This is a genomic window from Flavobacterium sp. HNIBRBA15423, from assembly GCF_052655965.1.
Window position 1 is genome coordinate 1,430,151 of record NZ_CP199751.1, and the last position, 19,953, is coordinate 1,450,103.

Annotated in this window: 20 protein-coding genes; 8 read left to right on the forward strand and 12 right to left on the reverse strand. The window is 29.4% G+C overall.

Annotated features, from left to right (window positions below; translation table 11 throughout):
• From ACULEV_RS06335 to ACULEV_RS06355, 5 genes are all read left to right on the forward strand, one after another.
• Positions 1 to 972, forward strand: coding sequence for a cbb3-type cytochrome c oxidase N-terminal domain-containing protein (locus ACULEV_RS06335; RefSeq protein ID WP_445457827.1), 972 nt, complete (start codon positions 1 to 3; stop codon positions 970 to 972).
• 55 nt (positions 973 to 1,027) lie between these two features.
• Positions 1,028 to 2,446, forward strand: a complete 1,419-nt coding sequence (gene ccoG / locus ACULEV_RS06340; RefSeq protein WP_445457828.1) for a cytochrome c oxidase accessory protein CcoG — start codon at positions 1,028 to 1,030, stop codon at positions 2,444 to 2,446.
• Between the two features lie 111 nt (positions 2,447 to 2,557).
• The gene (locus tag ACULEV_RS06345; RefSeq protein WP_445457829.1) at positions 2,558 to 3,004 is read left to right on the forward strand and encodes a FixH family protein; all 447 of its coding nucleotides are present in this window, start codon (positions 2,558 to 2,560) and stop codon (positions 3,002 to 3,004) included.
• 218 nt (positions 3,005 to 3,222) lie between these two features.
• Positions 3,223 to 3,924, forward strand: coding sequence for a sulfite exporter TauE/SafE family protein (locus ACULEV_RS06350; RefSeq protein ID WP_445457830.1), 702 nt, complete (start codon positions 3,223 to 3,225; stop codon positions 3,922 to 3,924).
• Between the two features lie 75 nt (positions 3,925 to 3,999).
• Positions 4,000 to 4,179, forward strand: a complete 180-nt coding sequence (locus ACULEV_RS06355) for a hypothetical protein (protein WP_445457831.1) — start codon at positions 4,000 to 4,002, stop codon at positions 4,177 to 4,179.
• 468 nt (positions 4,180 to 4,647) lie between these two features.
• Here the strand turns inward: ACULEV_RS06355 and hemN are convergent, their stop codons facing one another.
• Positions 4,648 to 6,006, reverse strand: a complete 1,359-nt coding sequence (gene hemN, locus ACULEV_RS06360) for an oxygen-independent coproporphyrinogen III oxidase (RefSeq protein ID WP_445457832.1) — start codon at positions 6,004 to 6,006, stop codon at positions 4,648 to 4,650.
• A 111-nt stretch (positions 6,007 to 6,117) separates the two neighbouring features.
• Between hemN and ACULEV_RS06365 the strand changes: the two genes are divergently transcribed.
• Positions 6,118 to 7,161, forward strand: a complete 1,044-nt coding sequence (locus ACULEV_RS06365; protein ID WP_445457833.1) for a VPS10 domain-containing protein — start codon at positions 6,118 to 6,120, stop codon at positions 7,159 to 7,161.
• Between the two features lie 146 nt (positions 7,162 to 7,307).
• On the opposite strand, the gene ACULEV_RS06370 is transcribed toward ACULEV_RS06365, so the two are convergent.
• The 4 genes from ACULEV_RS06370 to ACULEV_RS06385 all read right to left on the reverse strand — a co-directional run bounded on the left by ACULEV_RS06370 (position 7,308) and on the right by ACULEV_RS06385 (position 9,285).
• Complete coding sequence (locus tag ACULEV_RS06370) at positions 7,308 to 7,592, reverse strand: hypothetical protein (protein WP_445457834.1); 285 nt, start codon at positions 7,590 to 7,592, stop codon at positions 7,308 to 7,310.
• A gap of 268 nt (positions 7,593 to 7,860) precedes the next feature.
• On the reverse strand, positions 7,861 to 8,304 hold the full coding sequence (locus tag ACULEV_RS06375) for a sensor of ECF-type sigma factor (protein WP_445457835.1): 444 nt from the start codon (positions 8,302 to 8,304) through the stop codon (positions 7,861 to 7,863).
• Positions 8,305 to 8,306: 2 nt separating this feature from the next.
• On the reverse strand, positions 8,307 to 8,711 hold the full coding sequence (locus ACULEV_RS06380; RefSeq protein ID WP_445457836.1) for a hypothetical protein: 405 nt from the start codon (positions 8,709 to 8,711) through the stop codon (positions 8,307 to 8,309).
• Between the two features lie 31 nt (positions 8,712 to 8,742).
• Positions 8,743 to 9,285, reverse strand: coding sequence for an RNA polymerase sigma factor (locus ACULEV_RS06385; protein WP_445457837.1), 543 nt, complete (start codon positions 9,283 to 9,285; stop codon positions 8,743 to 8,745).
• Positions 9,286 to 9,385: 100 nt separating this feature from the next.
• Here ACULEV_RS06385 and ACULEV_RS06390 point away from each other — a divergent pair, with 100 nt between their 5' ends.
• Positions 9,386 to 10,045, forward strand: a complete 660-nt coding sequence (locus tag ACULEV_RS06390; RefSeq protein ID WP_445457838.1) for an HAD family hydrolase — start codon at positions 9,386 to 9,388, stop codon at positions 10,043 to 10,045.
• A gap of 24 nt (positions 10,046 to 10,069) precedes the next feature.
• On the opposite strand, the gene ACULEV_RS06395 is transcribed toward ACULEV_RS06390, so the two are convergent.
• Together ACULEV_RS06395 and ACULEV_RS06400 are read right to left on the reverse strand one after the other, a co-directional pair.
• Positions 10,070 to 11,356 carry a cryptochrome/photolyase family protein gene (locus tag ACULEV_RS06395; RefSeq protein ID WP_445457839.1) on the reverse strand — a complete coding sequence of 429 codons (1,287 nt, stop codon included), beginning with the start codon at positions 11,354 to 11,356 and terminating at the stop codon, positions 10,070 to 10,072.
• 175 nt (positions 11,357 to 11,531) lie between these two features.
• Positions 11,532 to 11,996, reverse strand: coding sequence for an SRPBCC family protein (locus ACULEV_RS06400; protein ID WP_445457840.1), 465 nt, complete (start codon positions 11,994 to 11,996; stop codon positions 11,532 to 11,534).
• Between the two features lie 138 nt (positions 11,997 to 12,134).
• On the opposite strand from ACULEV_RS06400, the gene ACULEV_RS06405 reads away from it, so the two are divergent.
• Entirely contained in the window at positions 12,135 to 12,986 is an 852-nt protein-coding gene (locus tag ACULEV_RS06405; protein ID WP_445457841.1) for a DUF2911 domain-containing protein, read from the forward strand.
• Positions 12,987 to 13,083: 97 nt separating this feature from the next.
• On the opposite strand, the gene pheT is transcribed toward ACULEV_RS06405, so the two are convergent.
• The 5 genes from pheT to ACULEV_RS06430 form a co-directional block, all read right to left on the reverse strand.
• Positions 13,084 to 15,513: a phenylalanine--tRNA ligase subunit beta gene (gene pheT, locus ACULEV_RS06410; protein ID WP_445457842.1), complete on the reverse strand. Its 2,430-nt coding sequence runs from the start codon at positions 15,511 to 15,513 to the stop codon at positions 13,084 to 13,086.
• A 217-nt stretch (positions 15,514 to 15,730) separates the two neighbouring features.
• A complete protein-coding gene (locus tag ACULEV_RS06415; RefSeq protein WP_445457843.1) occupies positions 15,731 to 16,753 on the reverse strand; it encodes a proline iminopeptidase-family hydrolase in 1,023 nt (340 codons plus the stop codon).
• 4 nt (positions 16,754 to 16,757) lie between these two features.
• Positions 16,758 to 17,708, reverse strand: coding sequence for a S41 family peptidase (locus ACULEV_RS06420; protein ID WP_445457844.1), 951 nt, complete (start codon positions 17,706 to 17,708; stop codon positions 16,758 to 16,760).
• Positions 17,709 to 17,729: 21 nt separating this feature from the next.
• Positions 17,730 to 18,593: a bestrophin family protein gene (locus ACULEV_RS06425; protein WP_445457845.1), complete on the reverse strand. Its 864-nt coding sequence runs from the start codon at positions 18,591 to 18,593 to the stop codon at positions 17,730 to 17,732.
• A 54-nt stretch (positions 18,594 to 18,647) separates the two neighbouring features.
• The gene (locus ACULEV_RS06430; RefSeq protein ID WP_445457846.1) at positions 18,648 to 19,952 is read right to left on the reverse strand and encodes a TolC family protein; all 1,305 of its coding nucleotides are present in this window, start codon (positions 19,950 to 19,952) and stop codon (positions 18,648 to 18,650) included.
• Position 19,953 lies beyond the last annotated feature (1 nt).

The window sequence follows — 19,953 nt, forward strand, 5'->3', positions numbered from 1 at the left end:
ATGAAAAAAATAATCCCTTCATACGTAAGAGTTCCATTAATCTTTGCTACTGTATTTGCAGGAATGGAATACTTTATAGATTCAGGAGAAAAACCTGCATTTATTGAATATCCAATGGTTTCTTTATTCTTAGGTGTTTTTTTATTCCTTTTAATCGCTATAGAAATAGTAGTCAATGCTGTAGATAGAGTGACTTATTTATTATTGAGTGAGGAACAGAAAAAACAATTGGAAGAAGCACAGTCTTTATCTTTTACTGAAAGTGCTTTTTACAAAAACATCATGAAAAAACTAACACGTTCTAAAACTATCGAACAAGAAGCAGACGTGATGTTAGATCATAATTATGATGGTATTAAGGAGCTAGACAATGTATTACCTCCTTGGTGGGTGTATTTATTCTATAGCTGTATCATTTTTGCAGTAGTTTATTTAGTTCGTTTTCATATTGTGGGTGATTATACGCAAAAAGAAGAATATGAAATGGCTATGTCAGAAGCTAAAAAAGAACACGAAGAATATTTAAAGAATGCTCCCGATTTAGTGAATGTTGATAATGTAATTTTAATGACTGATGCGGCTAGCATAGCAGAAGGTAAAAAAATATATGCAGCTAATAACTGTATTTCTTGTCATAAAGAAAATTTAGAAGGAAATATTGGACCAAATTTAACCGATAAGTATTGGATTAATGGTGGTGGAGTTAAAAACATATTTACAGTAATTTCTGAAGGAAGTCCTACAAATAGTGTTATGGCACCTTGGAAAGAAGCTATTAAACCCTCTGATATTCAAAAACTAGCAAGTTATATTTTATCTTTACAAGGTTCAAATCCAGCTAATGCAAAAGAACCTGAAGGAGAAATTTGGGTTGAGGGAGGAAGTACTACTGCAACTGAAATTAGCACAGATACAACTGCAATTAGTACAGACGAAGTAACAAATGTTACAGATTCAACAAAAGTTAATTAATAAATTAGAGGTTTAATATTAAGCCTCTTTTTTAATCCAAATTAATTCAAAAATTATGTCAAATTTGCCTGATGAAAGTTTTAGAGATAGTATAGGAACTATCAATGAAGAAGGGAAAAGGAATTTTATTTATCCTAAAAAGCCTGTTGGTAAATATTATGATAAGCGAAAATTACTAAGTTATTTTCTTTTAGCTTTCTTATTGTCGGCACCATTTATAAAAATTAATGGCAATCAGTTTTTATTATTTAACGTTTTAGAACGCAAGTTTTCTATTTTTGGTTTTCCATTTTGGCCACAAGATTTTTACATTTTTGTGTTATCAATGATTGTTGGAGTTGTTGGACTTACCCTTTTTACAGTAGCTTTTGGTCGAATATTTTGTGGCTGGTTTTGTCCTCAAACTATTTTTATGGAAATGGTTTTCAGAAGAATTGAATATTGGATTGATGGAGATAGAGGAGCACAAATACGACTAGCCAAACAAGAATGGAATGCTGAAAAAATAAGAAAAAGAATAATTAAATGGGTACTCTTTTTTATTATTTCTTTTTTAATTGCCAATGTGTTTTTGGCCTATCTTATTGGTAGTGATAAATTATTAGAATACATTGAAGAAGGACCATTAGAAAACCTAAGTACGCTTATTGCTTTACTAATTTTTACAGGAGTTTTCTATTTTATATTTGCTTGGTTTAGAGAACAAGTTTGCATTATTGCATGTCCTTATGGTAGGATGCAAGGAGTTTTGTTAGACAATAAATCTATAAATGTGGCTTATGATCATGTAAGAGGAGAAGGAGAAGCTGGAAGAGCAAAATGGGATAAAAGAGAGAATAGAGCTGAAACAGGAAAAGGAGATTGTATCGATTGTAAACAATGTGTAGTAGTTTGTCCTACAGGAATTGATATTAGAAACGGTACACAATTAGAATGTATCAATTGTACAGCTTGTATTGATGAATGTGATACTATCATGGATAAAGTAGGACTTCCAAAAGGATTAATTCGTTATGCCAGTGAAGATGAAATAGTTAAGAAAGAAAAGTTTAAGTTAACAACCCGAATGAAAGGTTATATTGCAGTTCTTACTATTCTAATTGGAATTTTAATTGGCTTACTTTTTTTAAGAAATGATGTAGAGGCAAATGTTTTTAGATTACCAGGTCAGTTGTACGAACAAAAAGGTGATGTGATTAGTAATGTGTTTACTTATAAAATAGTAAATAAAACGGTAAAAGATTTTGAAAATGTTACTATTAAATTAGAAAAGCCAGAAGGAGTTATTAGATTAGTGGGAAATACAAATATAATCGTTAAAAAAGAAGCATTATTTCAAGGGAATATGTTTATTGAAATTCCAGCTTCACTGATTAAAAAAGATAAAATAAAAATAAAAATAGGAGTTTATAATGATGGAAAGTTGATTGAAACAACTACAACTACATTTTTAGGTCCAAGATCATTTAATTAGATTTTTAGTTTAAAGGTTTAATGTTATTTAAAAAAGTTTGAATCAAAAATAGAAACTGAAAATAATTTAATTGAGGATGCGATTATTTCGCTTCTCGTAATGCAAAAAAAGATGAAAATAAATTGGGGAACAGGAATAGTAATCGCTTTTGGATTGTTTATGACTTTTATATTGTTCTTTGTTTTTAAAGTACAATCTAATTCAAAATACGATAACGAATTAGTAACAGAAGATTATTACCAACAAGAACTTAAAGTTCAAGGGAATATTGATAGAGCTTCCAATGCTAATGCATTGATACACAAAATAGAAATGGAAAAAGTGGAAGATGGAATCGAAATTTCTTTTCCAAAAGACTTTGATTATAAAGCTATTAAAGGTAAAGTGTCCCTATACAGACCGTCTAACCAGAAATTAGATACTGAAATGCAAATTTCATTATCTTCTTCACATTTGCTCATACCTAAAAGTAATTTGGTGGGCGGTCTTTGGGACATTACTATTGAATGGCAATATCAAGGAGTTTCATATAGAAACAAGCAATCGATTTATTATTAATTTAGTGATTAGTACTTAGTGACTAGTTATTAGGGAGATTTTAGGAGCACAAAACAGTTCTTTAGTAGAAAATCACACCCGCTTTTCACTATATCTTTTCTTTTTTTAAAGAAAAAAGAAAAGGATGCCGTTACAATCGGGGCTAAAATAGAACATTCTAAATTTCTAGACACCATTTCAATATACATTATACAACAAGACACTATACATTAAATAACATGCTTTACACGGCTATCATCTTTGGATTAATTAGTAGTTTTCACTGCATCGGAATGTGTGGACCTATTGCTATGATGTTACCAGTTGATAGAAATAATGAAGCAAAGAAAATTACACAATTAGTCGTCTATCATTTCGGCAGATTATTCGCTTATAGTTCTTTAGGTTTAGTTTTTGGGATATTGGGTAAAGGTTTTTTCTTGGCAGGAATGCAACAACAATTGTCTATAGTTGTTGGGATAATCATGATTATTATAGCATTGGTTCCAGAAAAAACTTTAGCCCGATATAATTTTTCAAAACCCGTTTATAGCGTTATTTCAAAAGTAAAATCAAATCTAGGGAAACAATTTAAAAATAGAAGTTACAAATCCTTTTTCACCATTGGTTTGTTAAATGGTTATTTGCCTTGTGGAATGGTCTATGTTGCCTTATTCGGAGCATTGGCTATGCCAAACATTGAATATAGTATTTTGTATATGCTACTTTTTGGTTTAGGAACTGTTCCAATGATGAGTTTAGTAGTAATTATCTCCAATTTACTAACAAATCCTATTCGAAATACCATACAAAAAATGATTCCTATTATTGCCGTTTTTATAGGAATATTATTTATTATAAGAGGTTTAGGTTTAGATATTCCTTACATTTCTCCAGGAACAACTAGTCTTTTTGTTCAAGCGGAAGCAAATTGTCATTAGAAATATTTTTTTTAATTTTTAAAATTAAAATTGTAAATTAGTGACTGTCAAACAAATAATTAAAAACATTTTTTTATGAAAGAATTAAAAAAAATAGGTGTATGCCTAAGTAAAGAAGAACAAAAAAAAATTAATGGTGGATGGAAAACTAAGGAAAGTTGTGACGCAATGGGAGGTTTTTGGGGGCAAATGGCTCAATCTGGTATTTGGTGCTGTACTATTCCTGGAGGTCAATCATATTGTCCACCAGAATAGAACAGTTATTGAAAATAGAAAAACAACCTTAGGGTTGTTTTTTATTTTCAAAGCAATTTGAAACAATAAAATTTATTAAATCTGTCTTCTATAAAGGATACAGTAAATATACCTTTTTGCTCTTTATTGTTAAAAATAATAGTAGAAGAGTGTTCCAAAAAGTTTGTTTTCTATTAAAAATAGGATGAAAACCTAAAATTTTATCTCTGAAACTGGTCGTTTTAAGTCTCGGACTTAAAATTTTAGGTTACCCAACGTAAAAGTTTAGGTTAAAGACCTAAAACGACCACTTGAGTATCTAAAAATAGGAGTTTTATTCTGATGTAAAGGGTGTCTAAAAATGAAAAACGTCTAATTTAGCCCTGATAGGAACGACATCCTTTTCTTTTTTTAAAGAAAAAAAGAAAAGATATAGTGGATAGCAGGTGAGATTTTCAACTGAATGACTTGGTTTCTGCTCCCAAAAATCTAAATCGTCATAGAAAACAACTGTGTCTGTGGTGCTTTTCGTTTTAATCGCAAATCAAAAGCCATGCAAATGTTACGTACAAATGGTTTCCCTTTTTCGGTTACTTGTATCGATTGGTTTCCAAATTCTAATAAACCATCTTTTTTCATCTCCTCAAGATTGGGTAAAATAGTTTCAATTTCAGGGAAATAAGTAGTAGAATCGTTCCAAGAAGTTTGAAATTGGCACATTAAATTTAGGATATGTCTTCTAATTACTAAATCTTCAGTATTCAAAATATGTCCTCTAAAAATAGGCAATTGGTCTTGAGCTAATTTTGCATAATAGTCTTCTAAAGTCTTTTCATTTTGGGCAAAAGCACTCCAAGAATCACTAATTGCTGAAACTCCTAAACCAATCATCACATCTGTTTTAGAGGAAGTATAACCCATAAAATTGCGATGTAGGTTTGCGTTTTCAAAAGCTTTGGTCAAAGTATCGGTTTTTAACGCAAAATGATCCATGCCTATTTCGATATAATTGCGTTTTAGAAGCTCTATTTTTCCTTTTTCATACAATTCACGCTTTACATCATCTTTAGGCAAATCGTCGTCTTTAAAACCTCTTTGTCCATTACCTTTTATCCAAGGTACATGTGCATAACTGTAAAATGCTATTCTATCTGGCTGGAGCGAATTCGTCTTTGCAATTGTATCTAAAACATCCTCTAAGGTTTGAAAAGGCAAACCAAAAATTAAATCATGCCCTATTGAGGTATAACCAATTTCCCTTGCCCAAAATGTTACTTTAGCAACGTTATGAAATGATTGGTTTCTATGAATCGCTTTTTGCACTTTTTCAGCATAATCTTGCACTCCAAAACTAACTCTTCTGAATCCTAAATCATACAAAGTTTGCAAATGCTCATGAGTAGTATTATTTGGATGACCTTCAAAACTAAATTCATAATCATCAGCTTTGTCAGCATTGACGAAAAGACCATTAAATAAAGTTGTTAAATTTGCTGGAGAAAAAAAAGTGGGTGTGCCACCACCTAAATGAATCTCCTTGATTTTTGGGCGTTGAGGTAATAGTTCACAATATAAATCCCATTCTTTTAAGACTGCTTTTATATACGGACTTTCCACATCATGTCGCTTAGTAATTCGTTTGTTGCAACCACAAAAGGTGCATAGACTTTCGCAAAAAGGCAAATGAATGTATAAACTAATACCTTCTGTTGTATTTGACGCAATAAATGACTGAATAAGAGATGTTTTCCATTGGTTTATCGAAAATAAATCTTCTTCCCAATATGGAACAGTAGGATAACTGGTATATCTTGGTCCAGGAACATTATATTTTTGAATTAAACTCATTGTGCAAAATTTATTCAAAAGTAAGCATAGCCAAGTTGGGTAAAAATGATAATTATCATATAAGAACTAATTCTAAAATATGTTGTAAATTCGTACTCAAATACTTCTAAAATGAAAAAAATACTACTTCTTTTTTGTTTACCAATGCTATTGAGTTCGTGTGCTGAAAAACCTTTGAAATCATTTACGGCTATACAAGTAAATGAGATTCACAATGATTCTATCAGTGTCAGAGCGATTGTATTAGATAGCAATCAATTGTGGTTTGCAGGAAATGATGGAAAGTATGGAGCTATTGATTTGGTTACTCAAAAAATGTTTAGAGGAAGAATAGGTAAAGATTCCTTGCATCCCGAATTTAGAAGTATTGCAAAAACGAAAGAGGCTATTTTTGTATTAAGTGTTGCTAATCCTGCTTTGTTATATAAGATTTCTAATGATAAGAAGGTAGTGAAACTGGTTTACCAAGAAGAAAATGAAAAAGTGTTTTATGATAGTATGCAATTTCTTGATACTACTTTTGGAGTAGCTATGGGTGACCCAGTTTTAGATTGTTTAAATATTATTATTACTAATGATGGAGGAAATTCTTGGCAAAAAATACCTTGTGAAAAATTGCCAAAAGTAGAAGAAGGAGAAGCTGCTTTTGCGGCAAGTAATACTAATTTAATGTTAAGAAACAACAAAATAATAATTGTTTCAGGAGGAAAAAAATCACGCTGTTTTGTGAGTGAAGATAGAGGAAATACTTGGCAAGTGTATGAAACACCTATTGTACAAGGGAAAGCCATGACAGGTATTTTTACAGCCGATTTTTATGATGAAAATATAGGATTTATTGCTGGTGGTGATTATGAAAAGCAAGAAGAAAATGTAAATAACAAAGCTATTACAAAAGATGGAGGCAAAACTTGGAAACTAGTTGGACAAAACAATGGTTTTGGCTATGCTTCTTGCGTACAATTTGTACCAAACAGTAAAGGAAAAGCCTTAGTTTGTGTAGGAGGAACTGGACTTCATTATTCCAGTGATAGCGGAAAGAATTGGCAAAAAATGCTAAACGACAAAGATTTATACACCATTCGCTTTCAAAATGATTCACTAGCTTATGCGGCGGGAAGAAATAGAGTGGTGGAGTTGCGATTTGAGTATTAGTTGATTTTATAATATAACTTATTTTTCAAGTTGCTATAGGTTTAGTTGTTTTAGAAATCCAAATCATCCCTTTTACAATGCCAATGAGGATCACAATCACTTATTACACAACCACCTAATTTTACTTTATCAGCATTAGATTTTTTTTAAAAGATTAAACCGTATGCTATAGGAACTACTTTGTCTATTTTTTTGCATTTTGGACAAATACTATCTGTTTTTGAGTACTCACAAACAGGATTATACTCTATTTTTAAATTAACTACCTTTTTGTTTTTTAATTTTAGAATATAAGAAGTGTTTATTGAATAGTTCCTAGGTTCGATTGAGAGAGAAACACTGTCTCTTACAATATTTTCAAAGGAAAAGCTAAGATTTTTATCAATTGTTGTGCTATCAATTTTTATATCAGAATGAAAATCAGTCTTCAAAAATATTTTTGTATCCTTTAGTACTAATTCTTTATAGGAAGGATTCTTTAGAATAATTTTTCCTTTAATAGTCTTTGTGAAAAAAGAGGGAAATTAATAAAGATGTATAGTGAGAGAATTAGTTGTATTTTCATTATTTTTAGAAATGAGAGCAATCAAAAATAATAATTTATTCCAAAAAATAATTAGTATTTGCTTTTTTTTAGCAAATAATTTTAATGTAAAATTAGTCTAAAACAAAAAAAGCACCTTTTTCAGTGCTTTTTTTTTAATTTTTTCTTCCTCTAAATTCTCGTAAAAGTTTTCTGTTGAACTCGTCTTCTGCTTTTTTTAGTTTAATTACTTTTTTGGCAGGTAAAACTTTGAGTAAATCTTTGAGATATTTCTTTTTTAGGGTATGCATTTCGTCTTCATAATCATCCATTTTTGTAATCAATTCGGAAGCTTCTTTTTCAGTAAGCTTATCAATTCCACCATTTTCAAATTGGTTTACAATGACTTTCATTTTATTGTGTTTGAGTTCAAATTGTTTGTCATCGAACGCATTGTAAACGGGCCAAAATTTTTGTGCTTCATCACTTGTGAGTTCTAATTGCTCTGTAATATAAGCTATTTTAAGTGCTTTTATCTTTTCTTTTTTCTCTCTCATGCCACCTTGTGCAAAGGAAAGACTAACTATAAAAATTAGTAATAGGGTTATTTTTTTTCTCATTGTTATTGATTTAAATAGTAGTCAATGTTTTGTGTATCTAATAAATAAGCTTCAACAGCATCATCATTTAAGGATAAATCATTTTCTAAAGCCATAATATCTTCATTGGTTAATTTATCTACAATGTCATAGGTTGAATATTCACTTATTAAGTAAGTTTCTAAGGTTGCTGTTTCAAGCGTATTGGTTTTTGCCATATTAAAATAAATGGGTATAGCAATCATCACCAATAAAATGGCTGCGATACTTGAAATCCAAACTTGTTTTTTATGAAATAGAGAAATTACTTTTACCTCTTTTTTAGGCAATTGTTCCATCATTTTGGCTTCAAATTGCTCAAAATAATGGTCTGGAACTTGAAATCCAGTTTTTATTTTAGGTTTAGTATTTAAGTTAAAATCTTTCATATTTAGTAAGACAATAATTTTTGTAAATGGTTTAATTCGTTTTTAAATATTCTTCTATTTTCTTTACAGCTAAATGATAGTTAGCTTTTAAAGCTCCTACAGAAGTAGTCACAATTTCTGATATTTCTTCATATTTTAATTCTTCAAAGTACTTCATTTTAAAGACTAATTGTTGTTTTTCGGGTAAAATGGCAATGGCTTTTTGTAATTTTAATTGGATTTCATCTCCATCAAAAAAAACATCACTTTCCAGTTTATTCAAAGCATTTTGTTGTACTTCTTCACTGCTTATTCCTGTTTTTTTAGCTTTTTGTTGTAAAAATGTCAAAGCTTCATTAGTTGCAATTCTATAAATCCAAGAAAATAATTTGCTTTCACCTTTAAATTTAGAAATATTTTGAAAAATTTTGAGAAATGTATTTTGCAAAACATCATCAGTATCATCATGATTTAAAACAATATTTCGAATATGGTTATATAATGGTTTTTGATACAAATGTAATAATTCCCTAAACGATTCTTGCTGCGTTTTAGGATTAAGTAAGCGTTCAATGAATACTTTTTCGTCTTGCAATTTTAAATTAATTTATTCATAAGACTAAAGATAATTAAAATGGTTTAATCTAGTGGGTAAAGAAAATTTTATATGCTATTTTTGCAAAAAAAAGAAAAAGATGATTCAAACAGTAATTTTTGACATGGATGGTGTTATTGTAGATACAGAACCTGTTCATCATTATGCTTACAAACAACACTTTAAAGAATTAAATATTACTGTTTCAGATGAGATTTATTCAAGTTTTACAGGGAATTCTACCCGAAATGTTTTTCAAAAATTAAAAGCTTTATTTAGTTTGGATGAAGATGTTGAAGATTTAATTTTAAGAAAAAGATTTCTTTTTAATGATGCTTTTGATTCTAAGCCCGATTTGTTTTTGATAAATGGAGTAGAAGAGTTGATTAAAGATTTGTTTACCAATGATATTCAGTTAATTGTTGCTTCATCTGCTTCTAATAGTACCATTGATAGAGTTTTTACTCGTTTTAATTTGCATCAATATTTTTCACATAAAGTCTCAGGTGAAGATTTTCCTAAATCAAAACCACATCCTGCTATTTTTGAACACGCAGCTAGTTTGTCTGTTCATCCAAAAGAGAATTGTATTGTGATTGAAGATAGTACTAATGGGGTAATTGCTGCAAAAGGAGCAGGAATTTATTGTATTGGTTACAACAGTGAAAATTCTAAAAATCAAGATTTATCTCTTGCAGATACTATTATTAATGATTTTTCAGAAATTAATGCTGAAATAATTACTAATTTAAAAAACTAAGATTTCATTGTAAAATATTTTAGATTATCCAACAGCTTGCTTGTAAGTTTTCAAGCATCTCTCTCTTGCTTCTTTATGATCTACAATAGGTTTTGGATATTTTGAAGTTTCTAGTTCCGGAATCCATTTTTTTATGTATTTCAAGTCTTTATCAAACTTTTTAATTTGTTCGGTTGGATTAAAAATTCTAAAATAAGGAGCTGCATCTACACCAGAACCTGCAGCCCATTGCCAATTACCTACATTACTCGCTTGTTCGTAATCTAATAGTTTCTGAGCAAAATAAGTCTCGCCCCAACGCCAATCGATTAATAAGTGTTTGCATAAAAAACTCGCTACAATCATTCGCACACGATTATGCATATGTCCTGTTGCGTTTAATTCGCGCATTCCTGCATCTACAAAAGGATAACCTGTTTTGCCTTCACACCATTTTTTAAACAATACTTTATTATTATTCCAAACAATAGCATCATATTTTGGTTTAAAACTTTCTTTCACGGTATGAGGAAAATGCCATAGTATTTGCATAAAAAATTCCCTCCAAATAAGTTCGTTCAAAAAAATTTCATTTTTTACTGTCAAGGCGTTTTTAACCATTTCTCTAACAGAAATTGCTCCAAAACGTAAGTAAACACCAAGCATTGAGGTTCCATTTATAGCCGGAAAGTTTCTAGTTGCTTCATAATTTTCCATTAGTTTTTCGGAAACTGTAGATTTCGGAAAACTAATGTTTGTTGGCTTAAAACCAATATTTTCTAAACTTAGAAAGGGGTAGGAATGTGAAGCAATGTTGTCTAATTTTTCTTCTGAATTGTAATAAGGAATTATTGAATTTTTTAAAGTTTCTTTCCATTTTCTAGAAAAAGGAGTGTAAACTACATAAGGAGTTCCATCTTCTTTAACTACTTCATTTTTTTCAAAAACAACTTGATCTTTTGAAGTTTTAAAATTGATATTATTTTCCTTAAAAATTTGATAGACTTCTTTGTCTCTTTTTCTTGCATAAGGTTCATAATCGTGATTGGTAAAAACAGTATTTACTTTATTCTCTCTTAATAATTTTTCAAAGATATCTTTTGGCTTACCATAAAATATAGCTAAAGATTTCTCGTATTTTTGTAATTCATTATTAATTATTACTAATTGATTGTGAATGAAATTTACTCTTGCATCATTTTTTTTTAATTCATTTAGAATAGAATTATCAAAAATAAAAATGGGTAATACTTTTTCATCATTATTTAAAGCATGAAAAAGACCTGCATTATCCTTTGTTCGTAAATCTCTTCTAAACCAAAATATGTTCATTTTTTATTGCTTAAGTATTCAAGATTGTTTAAAAGTTAAAAATTGTTTTAACACCAATTTTTAACTATCCGTATATGGTGAATAGAATTATCTAAATGTTCTCCTGTTCGAGAAGCAACATAAAGATTGACTTCATTTTTTAGTGTTACTTATACTTTAAAATTTTAAAAAATAATTATTTATATTCTCCAAAAAGCGCAATTAATTTTCTTCTTCTATAGTCAAAAATTTCATTTAATTTGGGTTTAACCAAAATAGGATGAACTAACTGACCAAGAATTCCCATTGGAATTTTATAATCAATAATATCTTCCATTTCAACACCATTTGGAATTTCTTTTAGAAAATGTTTATGATGCCAAAGTGAATAAGGCCCAAAACGTTGTTCGTCCACAAAATATTTTTTATCATGCACATGTGTAATTTCGGTAACCCATTTTGTTGGTATACCAAAAATAGGAGTTACTATATATTGAATAATTTGTCCAGAAAACATAGGTTTGTCTGCTCCAGATAAAATATTGAAACCCATGTAGTCAGGAGTAATTGTTTTTAGATTTTTAGGATTTGATAAAAATTCCCATGCATCATCAATACTAATGGGTAAATTTTGCTTAGAATTAAGGGTGTAGATTTTCATAAAACTATTTTGTTTAACAAATGTACAAAAATATTAAACAAAATTATTTTAATTTTAGGAATAGCTTAACATATTCATCTTCGTTTTTTAGTAATTTCGTAAAAATCTTATTTATAACACAAATTAATAAAATTAAAGATGAAAAAGTTATTTTTTACAGCATTATTAACGGTGGTAACTTTGTCAGTTCAGGCACAAGTTAAGACTCCTCAAGCTAGTCCAGCTGCAAAGGTTGAGCAAGTTGTTGGTTTAGCTAATGTTCAAATTGAATATTCAAGACCAGGAGCAAAAGGAAGAACAGTTTATGGAGATTTAGTTCCATATGGTAAAAATTGGAGAACTGGAGCAAATGCTAATACTACTATTTCTTTTGATCAAGATATAAAAGTAAATGGTAAAGAATTAAAGAGAGGAAAATATGCTTTATATACTACTCCAAAAGCAGACAGTTGGGACGTTATTTTCTATGCATCAACAGATAATTGGGGTTTACCTGAGAATTGGGATGAATCTAAAGTTGCTTTAAGAACATCTGTAAAGCCGCAAACTTTAATGGGATCTGTTGAGTCTTTTACTATTTCAATTAATAACGTAACTAATGATTCAGCTTCTTTAGATTTAGCTTGGGAAAGAACTATGGTTTCTGTTCCTTTTACAGTGCCAACTAATGAAGTTGCAATGGCTAGTATTGAAAAAGCACTTGCTGGACCTTCTTATGGTGATTATTTTTCTGCAGCTCAATATTTTTATCAGTCAAATAATGATATGAATAAAGCTTTAACATGGGTTAATAAAGCTATCGAATTAACGCCTTCTGATAGAGATGTTCCATTTTGGTACTTAAGATTAAAATCTTTAATCCAAGCTAAAACAGGTGATAAAAAGGGAGCAATTGCTACTGCAAAATCATCTTTAGAAGGTGCTAAAAAAGCAGGTAATTCTGATTATGAAAAAATGAATAAGGATAGTATTGCTGAATGGTCTAAATAATCTTTAATAAAATAAATCATAAAAACTCGTTTAGAATTTCTAAACGAGTTTTTTATATATATAAAGTGTTTTTAGCTTGCTTTCTAAAAACTGAACGTTATCTCAAACTAGCTCCTAATTGACTTTCAAAATTAGTTTGTAATTTGTTCATTATTTTCTCAATTTCTTTGTCATTCAAAGTTTTGTTCTCATCTTGAATAATGAAACTAATTGCATACGATTTTTTTCCTTCTGGTAAGTTTTTACCTTGGTATACATCAAAAAGATTAATGTCTTTTAATAATTTCTTTTCGGTTTGTTTAGCAATTTTATATACTTCTTCAAAAGTTGTTGTATCATCTAGTAATAGAGCTAAATCACGTCTAACTTCTGGATATTTAGGAATATCAGTAAATTTTATTTTATTAGATACATATTTTTGGATTTTACCCCAATTAAAATCTGCAAATAAAACTTCTTGCTTGATGTCAAAATGTTTTAAAATCGATTTTTTAATGGTTCCAAATTCGATGATTATTTCTTTACCAATAGCAAAACTAAGTCCTTCAGCAAAAATATCGCTTTCAATAGGTAAATTTGAAACTTTGGCATCTAAACCAATTCTAGAAAGAACACTATTAATATAGCCTTTAAATAAAAAGAAATCCGACTTTTGCTGACTTTGAGTCCAATTTTCATCACTTCTATTTCCAGTTTGGAATAAAGTTAAATGTTTGTTTTCTTCATAACCAGAAGGTAATTTGTGATACGTTTTACCGAATTCATATAATTTTAAATCGCTTCTTTTTCTATTGATATTGAAAGAAATTGATTCTAGACCAGAAAACAACATCGATTGTCTCATAACTGACAAATCATTGCTTAAAGGATTTAACATTACTACATTAAATTCTTCTTTTAAATTTTGTGATAATTTAATATAATCAGGAGTGGTTAATGAATTAGCCATCATTTCATTAAAACCTAATGAACATAATTGATTTGCTACAATATTCTGTACTTTATATTCTTCAGTTCGAGATGAATTTGAGATGGTTGCATTTAATTTTTCTGTAAAATTAATATTATTGTAGCCATACACTCTAAGTATTTCTTCAATTACATCTATTTCTCTTTGTACATCTACTCTGTAAGAAGGTATGGATAAACCAATTCCAGCTTCTGTTACATTATTAATTTTAATATCTAAAGCAACTAAAATTTTCTTGATAGTTTCTTTAGGTAATTCTTCACCAATTACTTTGGTTACTTTTTCAAAATTTAAGAATACTTGAAAATCTTCTATTTTTTTTGGAAAAACATCTGCAATATCTGATGTAACTTCTCCACCTGCTACTTCTTGAATTAATAAAGCAGCTCTTTTTAAAGCATATTGTGTAATAGTAGAATCGATACCTCTTTCAAATCGGAAAGAAGCATCTGTATTTAGAGCATGACGTTTTGCAGTTTTTCTAATAGAAACTGGATTAAAGTATGCACTTTCTAAAAATATAGCTGTAGTATCTTCGGTAACACCAGAATCTTTTCCACCAAAAACACCTGCAATACACATTGGTCCTTCTGCATGACAGATCATTAGGTCCTCAGCATCTAGCGTTCTTTCTACATCATCTAGAGTAGTAAATTTTGTTCCAGCTGCAACAGTTCTTACAACCACTTTATTTCCTTTTATTTTATTGGCATCAAAAGCATGTAAGGGTTGACCTAATTCATGTAAAACGTAATTAGTAACATCTACTACATTATTTTTTGGTGTTAAACCAATAGCTTTTAGTCTGTTTTGTAGCCAAGTGGGAGATGGTTTGACAGAAATTCCAGAAATAGTAACTCCACAATAGCGAGGTGCTAATTTTTCATTTTCTACAACTACATCTATTTTTAGTGTACGTTTATCAATTTTAAAATTACTTACAGATGGTGTAATTAATTCTATGTTTTTCTCTTTTTGAACTAATCCAGCTTTTAAATCTCTAGCCACACCAAAATGACTCATTGCATCAGCACGATTAGGTGTTAACCCAATTTCAAAAACTTCATCTGTTTCTATATTGAAAACTGTTTTTCCAAGTGTTCCTGGTTTTAATGTTTCATCCAAAATTAGAATACCATCATGGCTTTCACCTAAACCTAGTTCGTCTTCTGCACAAATCATTCCATGACTTTCTTGTCCACGAATTTTTCCTTTTTTAATTTCGAAAGCATTCCCTTCTTTATCATACAATTTTGTACCTATTGTTGCTACAGGTACTTTTTGACCAGCTGCTACGTTTGGAGCACCACAAACAATTTGTACTGGAGGATTACCATCACCTAAATCTACAGTAGTCACTTTTAATTTGTCGGCATCTGGATGTTTTTCACAAGTAAGAACATGTCCTACAACGATGCCTTCTAGGCCACCTTTTAAGCTTTCAAATTTATCTATACCTTCTACTTCTAAACCTAGATCGGTTAGTAAAGCAGCCGTTTCTTCTGATTTCCAGTCTATTTTTATAAATTGTTTTAACCAATTGTATGAAATACGCATTTTCTATCGATTTTTAAAGCGCAAAGATAAGTATTGTAGGTTTTAGTTTAAAATATATTTCATCTAAAATACATTTTCTTTATTATTGATTATTTGGCAATTTAATGGGATTAATTTTATTAAAAATGGTTACTTATCACTTTTGTGCAATAAAATGATTAATTAGTACTATTTATAATCTTCGTTTGAATTAAAATCAAGAAAAAAGCTAAATGATTTAAATTTGCTTCTTTAAAAAGGCAATCAATCCTTTAAAATAGGTTTGTTGATCATCATAAAATGCCATGTGACTTCCTTTTGAACAATATAAATAATTTCCGTTTGGTAGTAGATCAGCCATTTTTTTCATAAATTTTGGATCCATTGTATCAAATTCTGCACCAATTACTAAACTAGGAATTGTGATATTTTTTAAATCGTTTGTTCTGTCCCAATTTTCTAATTTTCCTGCAATACCAAACTCACTTGGGCCTTGCATGGTTACATAAAGGGATTGATTCATTTTGGCAAACGAACGATTAACTGGTTCTGGCCAATCTTTTGAAGGTAATCTTAAAATATGTTGTTCATAGAAGTTTGGAAGTAATAATTCCATATATCTTGGATTTGAAAAATCTTTTTCAGCTTCAATTTTATTAATTTCTGCTAAAACTTCTGGTTTCATTTGTATTGCTAATTTTTCATCTGCATATTTTCCATATTCTGGACAGCTTGACATCATGTTAGAGATAATGAGACCTTTCATGTTATTTTGATATTTTAAAGCATATTCCATTGCTAAAATGCCTCCCCATGAATGGCCTAAAATATAGAAATTGTCTTTATTCAAATTCAAAGCTTTTCTTACTTGTTCCACTTCTTCCACATATCTTGGTAAATCCCAATATAAAGTATCGTTTGGATTATCTGAATTGCCACAGCCTAACTGATCATAATATATAAATTCAATTTCTTCAGCAGGAAGAAAATTTTCAAAACATTCAAAATATTCATGAGTACATCCAGGACCACCATTGAGTAATAATACTTTTATTTTTGGATTATTCCCAATGCGTTTTGTCCAAACATGAAAAGTAGTATCGTTTGTGGTAATAGGTATCATTTTTACACCACCGTCTTGAATAACAGTTGAATCGATTTGGTAATAATTTGCGATTTCTTCTTTAGCTGAAATACTATTTTCTTTTTTACAACTAGTGAAAAAAAATGTAAGGAGAGCTGTTATTAATACTGTTTTCATGATTTTAATCTATTTTATTTAACCAATCTATTGCCTTTTGTAATGATTCATTATCATTACATTTTACATCTGGTTGTATTGAACTACCATATTTTGTTTTGTTTCGATCAACAAATATACTTTCTGCTAAATTAATTCTTGAATTATCTGATAAAGTATATGATTTACAGCCAGTTGAAACACCAAATGTTTTTGTTCCAAAAAATTTTGTTTTATCACGACCTTTGAACGCAATGCTTATTGCTTCTCCAGAACTTGCTGTTTTTGCATTAATTAATACAGCTACATTTGGTTTTTCATTTTTTAAATGAATCAAATTTGTGTTTTGTTCCATAATTTCACTATTAAGAAAAACTTTTCCTTCTAAGACTTTCCAAACTTCGTAATTGTTATTATTGTCTAGAAAATATCCTACAATTCCATCTCCTAGAATAGGCTCTATACTAACTAGCATTGGCCACATATTCCCTCCAAAATTTTCTCTTAAGTCAACAATCCAACCTTTTAATTCTGTTTTATTTTGTTGGGAAATTTTTTCTGTAATAGTATCAATATAATCTTTTATTGTCTCATTATTACCAATAAAAAAGGGGATTCTAATATATCCAATATCTCTAGGAACATTTTCATCAGCTAAAATTGGTAAAGGATTTAAATTTTCATCTTTAGTCGAATTTTTTGCAGGTTCAAAATAACTATGGTTATCTTTTAATTCACTTATTGCAAAAGAAATACAAGGATATGTGTCTTCTATTTTTTTTGAATTTCTTGCATGTAAATATATTTTATTAGTAAAAGCAGTCCAATCTATTTGATTCTTTTTGATAGATTTTTGTTCTAATAAAGAAATTACTTCATCTATATATTCTTTTGCAGTTGGAGATATATGATTTCTAGTATTGTTATTACAACCTAATAGTACTATTAAAAAAGCATATAAAATAATTTTTTTCATTTTATGTTTTTTGTAAAAGTACTACAAAATCTCTTCTACATGTTTCTTAATATTACTAGCTAATTTTTCAGTTGGTAAATCATTTGCATCATTACCAAAAGGATCTTCAATTTCTTCTGCAATTAATTCTAAACTGGCTAAAACATAAAAAGTAAAAACTACAACTGGAATTACATAATAACCTAAACTAAACACATAGCCAAAAGGTAAGGTCATGATGTAAAAGAAGATGAATTTTTTAATAAATGAACTATAAGAATAAGGAATAGGCGTGTTTTTAATACGTTCACAAGCACCACAAATATCAGTAAAGGATTGAATTTCATTATTGATAATAATTAATTGGTCACCCGAAATTTTACCTGATTCATGTAAATCATTGATTTTGTGAAACAATATTTTTGCTACTTGATTAGGTCTGTGTTTGTGGTGATCGATTTCTAAATCTAAGCCTTCAAAAAGCATCTTGGCAGTTTCTTCATCGGTTAGATGTTTTTGTAAAATAGAAGCATAAGCAGGAATTACTTTTTTAAAGAAAAGTTTGTCGTAATCCTCTTTTAAAATGACCGACAATTTAATAGCTAAATTTCTACTATTATTTACTAAAGCACCCCAATGTTTTCGACCTTCCCACCAACGATCATAAGCTGTATTAGTTCTAAAAACTAGTAATAATGAAATTACAAAACCAAGCATTCCATGCATAATGGTAATGTTTTTTACATGACTTTGCTGTGATAATTGCCAATATTCAATTTCTAAATAAGCTACTGCATAGGAATACAATCCTATAGTAATCATCATAGGAATCAACTGACGAAATGTATCGGATTTGTGGAAACGAAAAATAAAAGTTATCCAGTCTTTTGGGTTGTATTGAACCATAGGAATTTAGAAATTTGAAAATCAGAATTTAGAATGAAGCGTAAATTTAGCAAATTATTCCCAACTTAAAGTTCCAGCTAATTCTTTTAAATTAATTTCAGATAACTTAGTGTTGTATTGTGCGGTTGCATAACGAACTGAAGCTTCAATATAATTTTGTTGGGCTGTTCTAACTTCAATGGTGGTTATGGTTCCTATTCTGAATTTGGCTAAAGTAATGTCTAGATTTTGTTTTGCAATTGCTACATTTTCTTCTTCCACTTTTATCAATTCTAAATTGGTTTGATAACTTTGATAGAATGAAGCCATTTGAGATTCTAAAGCTAATTTTTGTTGGTCTACTAAAAAAGAAACATTTTCTACTTCATATTTGGCAGCTTTTTCTCTTTTGGTTTGTAAAAAACCATTAAAAATAGGTACACTTGCTGAAACTCCATAAACAAATCCTTGACCCGAAGATTGTGTAATGAAACCCAATGAAGCTTCTGAACGTGTAAAGTTGTATCCTGAAGTTAAGCGAACAGTAGGGTAGCGATTGCCTTTGACTTGTTTTAAGTTTAAATCTGCTATTTTTTTGTTTAAGATTTGTGCTTGTAATTGTGGATTTTGTTTGGCTGCTAATTCTTTTAATTCATCATAAGTCAAACTTTCTTCAAACGTGATTTCTTGTATTACTTTAAATTCGGTTTGCAGGTCTCTGGCTAATAATTCATTTAATTTTATTTTGGTGTTTTTATACAATTCTTTTTGACCTAATAGTAAACTTTTATCGGTATTTAAATCTACTTGTGCATTTAAAACTTCTAATTTGGCAGCTTTACCAATTGAATAACGATTTTGAGCAGTTGTTACTCTTTGATTGGAAATTACAATAGCACTATCAATTGAAGCCATAACTTGTTGTTGTTGTACCAAATCATAATATGTGAGATAAACATCACTAATTCTACTCAAAATAGTAGCTTGTAGTTCTGATTTGCCTTGTGCTTCTAAAACACTTAATTGTTCTTTTCTAGCAAACATACTTAATCCGTCAAAAATGGTCCAATCTAGACCCACACCATAGGATAGATTCATGTTTTTTGCACCATCTAATGTTCTAACTGAGCCATCAGCTTGAGTTTGTGTTGTATTTAATTGACTATTATTATTGGTTAGGTTTGCACTTATTGTAGGTAATAGTCCTGCATTGGCCAAATTATTATTGGTTTCGTCAATTTTTAAATTGTTTTTGGCAATTTTTATTTCATAATTGTTTTCCAAAGCTATTTTTACAGCATCTTCAAGTGATAAAATCTCTTGTGCTTGCAATTGAAAACTTACCAAAAGGAGTAGGATATATTGTATAATCTTTAACATG

Excerpts from the sequence above, each read along its gene's own strand:
- ACULEV_RS06395 (WP_445457839.1), bottom strand. The coding sequence starts at position 11,356 with ATGAACATATTTTGGTTTAGAAGAGATTTACGAACAAAGGATAATGCA.
- ACULEV_RS06400 (WP_445457840.1), bottom strand. The coding sequence starts at position 11,996 with ATGAAAATCTACACCCTTAATTCTAAGCAAAATTTACCCATTAGTATT.
- ACULEV_RS06350 (WP_445457830.1), top strand. The coding sequence starts at position 3,223 with ATGCTTTACACGGCTATCATCTTTGGATTAATTAGTAGTTTTCACTGC.
- hemN (WP_445457832.1), bottom strand. The coding sequence starts at position 6,006 with ATGAGTTTAATTCAAAAATATAATGTTCCTGGACCAAGATATACCAGT.
- ACULEV_RS06335 (WP_445457827.1), top strand. The coding sequence starts at position 1 with ATGAAAAAAATAATCCCTTCATACGTAAGAGTTCCATTAATCTTTGCT.
- ACULEV_RS06420 (WP_445457844.1), bottom strand. The coding sequence starts at position 17,708 with ATGAAAAAAATTATTTTATATGCTTTTTTAATAGTACTATTAGGTTGT.
- ACULEV_RS06365 (WP_445457833.1), top strand. The coding sequence starts at position 6,118 with ATGAAAAAAATACTACTTCTTTTTTGTTTACCAATGCTATTGAGTTCG.
- pheT (WP_445457842.1), bottom strand. The coding sequence starts at position 15,513 with ATGCGTATTTCATACAATTGGTTAAAACAATTTATAAAAATAGACTGG.
- ACULEV_RS06405 (WP_445457841.1), top strand. The coding sequence starts at position 12,135 with ATGAAAAAGTTATTTTTTACAGCATTATTAACGGTGGTAACTTTGTCA.
- ACULEV_RS06415 (WP_445457843.1), bottom strand. The coding sequence starts at position 16,753 with ATGAAAACAGTATTAATAACAGCTCTCCTTACATTTTTTTTCACTAGT.
- ACULEV_RS06345 (WP_445457829.1), top strand. The coding sequence starts at position 2,558 with ATGAAAATAAATTGGGGAACAGGAATAGTAATCGCTTTTGGATTGTTT.
- ccoG (WP_445457828.1), top strand. The coding sequence starts at position 1,028 with ATGTCAAATTTGCCTGATGAAAGTTTTAGAGATAGTATAGGAACTATC.
- ACULEV_RS06390 (WP_445457838.1), top strand. The coding sequence starts at position 9,386 with ATGATTCAAACAGTAATTTTTGACATGGATGGTGTTATTGTAGATACA.
- ACULEV_RS06430 (WP_445457846.1), bottom strand. The coding sequence starts at position 19,952 with ATGTTAAAGATTATACAATATATCCTACTCCTTTTGGTAAGTTTTCAA.
- ACULEV_RS06375 (WP_445457835.1), bottom strand. The coding sequence starts at position 8,304 with ATGAGAAAAAAAATAACCCTATTACTAATTTTTATAGTTAGTCTTTCC.
- ACULEV_RS06355 (WP_445457831.1), top strand. The coding sequence starts at position 4,000 with ATGAAAGAATTAAAAAAAATAGGTGTATGCCTAAGTAAAGAAGAACAA.
- ACULEV_RS06425 (WP_445457845.1), bottom strand. The coding sequence starts at position 18,593 with ATGGTTCAATACAACCCAAAAGACTGGATAACTTTTATTTTTCGTTTC.
- ACULEV_RS06380 (WP_445457836.1), bottom strand. The coding sequence starts at position 8,711 with ATGAAAGATTTTAACTTAAATACTAAACCTAAAATAAAAACTGGATTT.